The organism is Gemmiger formicilis, from assembly GCF_900167555.1.
Taxonomy (GTDB): domain Bacteria; phylum Bacillota; class Clostridia; order Oscillospirales; family Ruminococcaceae; genus Gemmiger; species Gemmiger formicilis.
In genome coordinates, this window is sequence record NZ_FUYF01000047.1 from 1 (window position 1) to 6,433 (window position 6,433).

A 6,433-nucleotide genomic window follows, 5' to 3' on the forward strand; every position below is an offset into this window, starting at 1 on the left:
TACTTTGAGGGAAGTTGTTATGAATAAAAACAAATTTTTATATGTGGCAGCGCTCTTTGGAATGATGGTCTTGGTTTCCTGTTCATCGCATGACAGTGCCAAGAATGTCACTGTAACCTCTGAACAAAGCGGAGCAGAATCGCAAGCTGCATCGGACATTGTCTCCAAACCGCTGACACTTTTGCAAAGTAATGATGGCTGGTCTTACGGTGCCGCAGGCGCAAAGGGCTTTTATTTTGTGAGCGCAGCAGTCCGAAGTGACGATTCCACCTCGCTGATGTATTGCGATTACGACACCATGCAGCAGATTTTACTATGCTCCCAACCGAACTGTGCGCACAATACAGCCGCCTGTAACGGGTATCTTCCCTATTCGGCGGGCGGCATCGTGCCGGAAATTGTCGGTCAAAATCTGGTACTGTTTTATCCGGGCAATGTTCATGCCGAAGAAAACGCAACCCTGCCGCGCATCGAAACGATGGGGTTAGACGGTTCCGACCGAACCGAAACGATCACCTTTGCAGCCAACCAAGAGTTTCTGCGCCCAATGGTCACAGACGGGGATTTTATTTATGCCTGTATGTGGGAAACCTCCGACAACTCAATGGAAAGCTTTCTGGTACGCATCGACCCAACTGCCGGAACCTGCGAAAAGATGTTTTCCATGGACAGCACATGGATCAAAGGCGTTGTAGGTGATAAACTGCTTTTGAAAAGCACGTCCGGCGACAACTCGGAATGGTTCACCTATGACCCGGTCACTGGGGAGCAAGCCGTTCTCTATACAGAATCTTCCAGCGTGTTGCAACCTGCCGCCGTTTACGGTCAAACGCTGGTTTATCAAAAGGGCGATCATTTTCATCTCCTTGACCTTTCCACTGGGCAAGACACCGAATTGGCGGGGTACACGGTGCCCGATCAGGCAGTCAGCTATGTGAACCTTTACTATGCCGACGATGGCAAACTACTATTTGAGCAATGCTCAAATGCTGGTGCAGACTCACAATATGCGGACGGATTTTATGTATTGGAAAGCGACAAGGAACCTTCCCCATGGACATTGACCTACTCGCTCTATGATAAAGATACCGCTTGCGCTGTCGTTGCAGCGAAAGATGCCGACACCTATCTCGTGGAAGCCGGAGTGCAAGATACTGCCGCTGTGCAGGCAGACGATGGTGCGTCTAAATACGTCTCGACCGGCGAGAGGCGCTATGCGCTGATTTCCAAAGCGGACTATTGGTCAGGAAATGCCAACTACCGCGATTTTGAAAAAATCGGCTGATACGCAAGCATACAAGATTTTCGCGGACAAGAACGGACGTCACTATGGACCAGATGCATGAAATCGATCTCGAACTGAACGATCTGCGCAAAACCTACCTGCTGCCCGCCCCGCTGCTGCACCGCCGCGGGCAGGGCAAACCGAAAATCAAACAGGCTCTGGCTGGGGTGTCGCTCACCCTCGGCCCGGGTCTGTATGGCCTTTTGGGACCGAACGGCGCGGGCAAAAGCACGCTGATCGGCATCATCACCGGCGGGCTGGCCGCCGATTCGGGCGAGGTGCTGTGGTGCGGCCGCCCGGCGCGGGGCATCGCGTTCCGCCGCGTGCTCGGCTATATGCCGCAGCAGCAGGGGCTATACGAAAGCTACACAGGCCGCCGCTTCCTCGCTTACATGGCAGCGCTGAAGGAAATCCCGCGCGCCGCCGTGCCCGGCGAGGTGGCGCGCGTGGCCGCGGCCGTCAACCTGACCGATGAGCTCGACAAGAGGCTGGCGGCGTACAGCGGCGGCATGAAGCAGCGCCTTTTGTTGGCCGCTGCCCTGCTGGGCGACCCCAAGCTGCTGATTTTGGACGAGCCGACCGCCGGCCTTGACCCCAAGGAGCGCGTGCGCCTGCGCGAGCTGCTGGCCGGCATGGCACAGGACCGCATCATTCTGGTGGCAACGCACGTTGTCTCGGACGTGGAAAGCGTGGCAACAAAAGTGATTTTGCTGCGTGCCGGGAAAATTGTGGATGCCGCCCCCGTGCCGGAGCTGATTGAAACCTACGCCCCGGGCAGTGGACTGGAGGACGTGTATCTGAACGTGTTCGGCGAGGGGGACGGTAAATGAGTCTGTTTTGGGCCGAGCTGCGCAAGGTGTGGGGCAACCGGCTGTTCCCGCTTTTGCTGGCCGTGCTGGCCGCCGCCAATCTGCTGCTGCTCTGGATGGGCACCCGCCCGACCGCGGGGCAGCCGTCCGCCGCGGTCTACCGCGCCGTCGGCGCGCAGCTCGACGGCCTGACAATGGAAGAAAAGGGTGCGTACCTGCACGGGAAATATACCGAGATTGAGAGCCTTGTCAAGATCGGCGGCTTCTACCGCGATATGGCCTACGCCGGCAGCAGCTACCTGCAAGCCTACCGCGACGAGAACGCTGCGATGTTCGACGCCTACGAGCAGGAATACAAGGACAAAAGCTATACACTGTTCACCGACGACCTGAACACCGAATATCGCCTGTTCAATCAGCTGCAAAACGAGTACGACACCGTGGCCGCCTACACCGATTTTCTGGACGGCGTGCAGACCAAGGCGACGCAGCTGGCGGGCATCTCGATTTTTCAAAACGACAAAACCGGCTACGACTTAAAGAACATCGAAGCCACGGCCAAGGTGTATGCGGGGCTGACTGCGACCGAGATCGACTACTACCCGCAAAAGGGCCTGTACACGGCGATCTCCTACGCCTTTACCGACCTGATTTTACTGGCCGCCATGCTGCTGTTGGCGCTGCTGCTTGTGCGGCAGGAGCGCGACAGCGGTCTGCTGGCTCTTGTGCGCAGCCTGCCGGGCGGGCGACTGCAAACGGCGTTGGCTAAATTAGCAACGTTCGGCGTCAGCCTGTTGGCCGTGTTGGCGCTTTTGTACGGCGTGAATCTCGCCTACTGCGGTGCGAGCTTTGGTCTGGGCCCGCTGACGCGCACGATCCAGAGCGTGCCGGCCCTGATGCGCTGCACGATGCAGATTACGGTCGGGCAGTATCTGCTGCGGTTTTTGCTGGCCAAGTGGGTCGGGGCGTTCGTGATGGGCCTTTGGGTCATGCTGGCCGCGCTGACCGCGCGCCGCGCCGCCGCGGGCTGGATCGGCGCGTTGGCGCTGCCGTTGGCGATGTACGGCGTGCGCGCGGCTATTCCGGCCACGAGCCACCTCAACGTGGTTAAATACGCGAACCTCGTCAGCCTGCTGCAGACCAACGAACTGCTCGGCAACTATCGCAACCTGTTCTGGTTTGGCACACCGATCGGGCTGCCGCTGGTCGAGTGGACGGCGGCGGTGTTCTACGGAGCGCTGTTCGCTGCGGCGTTCTGCACGGTATTCGCCCGCGCACAGCTGCTGCCCGCCGCCAAGCGCGGCCTTGTGTTGGGGCTGACGCGCAGGACGAAAGCAACCTCTGTTATAAAGGAAGAAGGCCGCAAGCTGTTTGTGCTGAACGGCGCAGCGGTGTTCCTGGCAGCGTTCTTGGCGTTCGGCGTGTATCAGGGCGTGACGAGCGAGAGCTACATCGACGCCGACGAAATTTATTATGCCTACTACATGAAGCATATCTCCGGCCCGTGGACGGCAGAGAGCCGCGATTGGCTGACCGCGCAGGGCGAGGAGTTTGCCCCGATGCTGGCCGTGCAGCGGCGCGTGGCGCGCGGAGAGCTGAGCAACGAGGCAATGCTGGCCTACGGCGCACTGCAGCAGAAGTACAATATTTACCAGCAGGTCGTGCAAAACAATATCAACTACTACTTAAAGGAGCACCCCGGCGCGTGGCTGGTGTACGAGAGCGGCTACAAAAAGTTGTTCGGCTTCAGCGGTACCGCTGACGTGCAGGACACGCTGTGGGCCGGGCTACTGTGCGCACTGTGCTTCAGCGGTCTATTTGCGATGGAGCGTAAGGGTGGCATGGAGACCGTGCTGCGCGCGACGCCCTTAGGTCGCCGTGCGACCGTGCGCGCCAAGCTGCGGCAAAGCAATTTGGCGGCCATCGTGATTGCGGCAGGCACGGCGCTGCCGCATCTGTGGCAGGGGCTGCGCGATTACGGCTTGCCCGCGCTGTTGGCCCCCGCGATGAGCATTTCCGAGTTGGAAGCCGTTCCGAAATGTATCACGCTGTCGGATCTTTTGCTGTTTTGGCTGCTCTGCCGCGCGGTAGCCTGCCTGTGCATGGCGCGGCTGACGCTGTGGTTGGGGCAAAAATTGGGCAGCCTGTTGGCGGCGCTGTTCGTCTCGGCAGTCGGCTACTGCCTACCCGCGCTGCTGGCGCTTTCGGGCATGAGCAACGGCATCGAATGGCTGGGCTTTTACCCGCTGTTCCACGCCGCCGCACTGTGCCAAACGCAGGGCACGAACGCCGCGGGCGCGCCGTACAATTTGCTGTGGGTGCCGATATTTTTGGTCGTTGTAGCCGCGGCGCTTGCATGGGCCATCGGCAACGATTTGACGGAAGCCTACGAGTGGGCAGGCGTAGATTTGGACGCGTTGTGAGCCTTTGCAGAGGTTTGTAAATCAGTACTATACACGCATGGCTGCTAGACAACGGTCACGCCGGATTTTACGAATAATCAGGTATTACACATGATGAACAACATCAATTTACAAATTGACGCCGCCGCACGGCAGGTATCGCAAAATGGCAAGGCTGTGTACTTGACGCAGACTGAGTTCGACCTGTTGCTGTATCTGCTCGACAACGCCGGCCGCATTACCACCCGCTCCGAGCTGTTGGCGCAGGTTTGGGGTATCACCGCGCCCATCCACACCCGAACGGTTGATATGCACATCGCCAAGCTGCGCCACAAGCTCGGCGCGCAGATCGAGATCACCTCCGTCATGCGCAAGGGGTATGTGACGAAGAAAGCCTGATCAATGCAAAATCAAAATAAGAGCATGTAAACCAAAATTGCATCAATAATGGGAACAGCCTCCCCATTATTGATGCAATTTTGGTTTGTATAGCAAATTTCAATAGGTATATAATAATTTCAGTTAAAAAGTTTGATATAACGAAAAATGCCTCGCGCGCAAATCGCACGCGTGAGGTATTTTGAGAAGGAGAATAGTGAATATCAGTTTTTCATTTCGGCGCGGATCTTATCGTTGGCCTCCTCGACCTTCATGCGGGAGAGGATAAAGGTGATGATGGCGTCCAGCACAAAGGGAATTACGAGGTACATGAGTTTCAGCATATTGATGCAGGATTCCGGCTGCACAGCCAGCGCCTTATCGTAGTTGCTGAACGCCAGCAGCCAGCCGGTGATGGCGGTGCCGAGACCGCCGCCCGGCTTGACACCGAGCGAGGTGCAGGAGTACATCGTGCCGTCCACGCGCTTGTGCTTCGTCAGCCAAGTGTACTCGGAGCAGGAGGCGATAACGGCATTCATGTCGCCCTGCCACGGGCCCTGACCCAGTGCAGCGATGGCCGTGAAGAGCAGCATCATCTTGACACCGCCGGTGCCAGTATAGCCGGCCACGGCAACGAGCGCGCGGGCCACGGTAGCAAGGGCATAGCTGCCGATGTTCAGTTTGTACATACCGTGCATCTTGGCAACGAGGGTCGGGGTAAAGACCAGTGCGATGATCAAAGGAATGTTGATGGCCCAAGAGAACACGCCGAACAGGTTCTTGTCACCAAGGATATGGGCGGCGTAGTAGGTACCCATACTGATCATGGCACCATAGATCTGCTGCAAAATGTAGGTGACGCAGATCATCAGGTAGTATTTGTTGGAGACCAGCAGCTTGGCAGCTTCGACAAGACCGTACTTCTCGTCTTTCTCGATTTCGGCTTTATCCGTGGTATCGACAAACTCTTCCTCCGGCAACTCCTTGACGGAGAAAACAGAGAGCGTGTTGACGATCAGACCGATAATGGCATAGACGATAGCCACGGTGCGCCATGCTTCGGCAGTGTCGCCCAGTGCAGAGACAGCCAGCAGTGTGAAAGACTGAATGGCAAGGCTGGTGGCGAATGCGAACATGAAGCGGTAGGAACCCATCTCGACTCGCTCGGCGCTGTTCTTGGTGACAAGGGAAGTCAAGGCAGAGTAGGCGATGTTGTTGGCCGTGTAGAACACAGCGTTCAGCAGGGAATAACAGATAAAGAACCATGCGTACTTGGCAAACTCGCTCATGCCCATGGGGATGGCGAAGATGCCGACCAGTGTGATGGCGCAGCCGATGTAGCCGTAGAGCATCCACGGACGAGCCTTGCCCAGCTTGGAGTGCGTCTTGTCGATCATCGAGCCAAAGAAGATGTCGGTAATGCCGTCAAACAGCTTGGACACAGCGATCAGCGTGCCAACGATGCCGGGATTCAGGCCGACGGTGTCGGTCAGGTAAATCATAACGAACGAGGAGAGGAACGCATAGACCACGTTGCCCGCAACATCGCCGGAGCCGTA

The 6,433-nt window shown here is 57.4% G+C and carries 5 protein-coding genes; 4 read left to right on the forward strand and 1 reads right to left on the reverse strand.

Annotated features, from left to right (window positions below; translation table 11 throughout):
* The 4 genes from B5D32_RS14145 to B5D32_RS14160 form a co-directional block, all read left to right on the forward strand.
* Positions 1-1,285, forward strand: a 1,285-nt coding sequence (locus B5D32_RS14145) for a hypothetical protein (RefSeq protein ID WP_078785608.1), incomplete at its 5' end; no start/stop codon positions are given.
* A gap of 44 nt (positions 1,286-1,329) precedes the next feature.
* The gene (locus tag B5D32_RS14150; RefSeq protein ID WP_242943480.1) at positions 1,330-2,115 is read left to right on the forward strand and encodes an ATP-binding cassette domain-containing protein; all 786 of its coding nucleotides are present in this window, start codon (positions 1,330-1,332) and stop codon (positions 2,113-2,115) included.
* The gene (locus tag B5D32_RS14155) at positions 2,112-4,517 is read left to right on the forward strand and encodes a hypothetical protein (RefSeq protein WP_078785609.1); all 2,406 of its coding nucleotides are present in this window, start codon (positions 2,112-2,114) and stop codon (positions 4,515-4,517) included. The genes B5D32_RS14150 and B5D32_RS14155 overlap by 4 nt, the downstream gene beginning before the upstream one ends.
* A gap of 90 nt (positions 4,518-4,607) precedes the next feature.
* Complete coding sequence (locus B5D32_RS14160; protein WP_078785610.1) at positions 4,608-4,895, forward strand: winged helix-turn-helix domain-containing protein; 288 nt, start codon at positions 4,608-4,610, stop codon at positions 4,893-4,895.
* Between the two features lie 203 nt (positions 4,896-5,098).
* On the opposite strand, the gene B5D32_RS14165 is transcribed toward B5D32_RS14160, so the two are convergent.
* Positions 5,099-6,433 (reverse strand): MFS transporter (locus B5D32_RS14165; protein ID WP_078785611.1); only part of this gene is annotated, 1,335 nt, incomplete at its 5' end.